1 pseudogene is annotated in these 578 nt (G+C 46.4%); it reads left to right on the top strand.

The features are described 5' to 3' along the window. Positions 1–578: pseudogene (locus tag H8S65_RS21445) on the top strand (hypothetical protein); the annotation flags it as partial.

Below are 578 nucleotides of genomic sequence, written 5' to 3'. Positions count from 1 at the left end.
GGTATGGATTTCAACCTTACCGATTGCCTGTTGGACGGGGTAGAAGTAATCGTTACATTCCAGGATGGCGGTTTGGCCGGCTATGACCTTGCAATCGTCGAAGACAGTTGGGACAATGATTTGAAACAGTTCAAACTAAAGCAGAATGACCAGGAGAACGCTTTGAAAGTCCCCGGTGACATTAACTTCTCTGTCGGTGACAAGTTTATCCTTACCGGCCTGAAGATGCCGCAAAGCTATCGGGATAACGCCTCATTGCAGCTACAGGAAGAGTCGCAAGCGTGGTTGGACGGCAAGTGCGAGAAACGCATCCAGCTGCGTGGAAAATGTGACGAGGTCATTTTTCGTCTGCAAAACATCTTTATTGCCTGTGGCCAGATGGTCGGTGTCTATTCCGAACAGTTGGATATCGATCGGGAGATTCGCGTGACCAAGGTAAAAAGGTATATCGAGAAAGATGGTACGCCTTCATACCGGTATGAACTTACCTTGTCTGATTTTCTTGAATCGAATGGTTTTAAGGATTTGGTGGATGATGTGAATAAAGTGCCGGAAGAGATTGAAGATAAAGTAAAGCC

It is taken from the genome of Parabacteroides hominis (assembly GCF_014287585.1).
Lineage (GTDB): Bacteria > Bacteroidota > Bacteroidia > Bacteroidales > Tannerellaceae > Parabacteroides > Parabacteroides hominis.
Note: the sequence above shows the minus strand (reverse complement) of the source record. Positions and strands in the feature narration are given on the sequence as shown.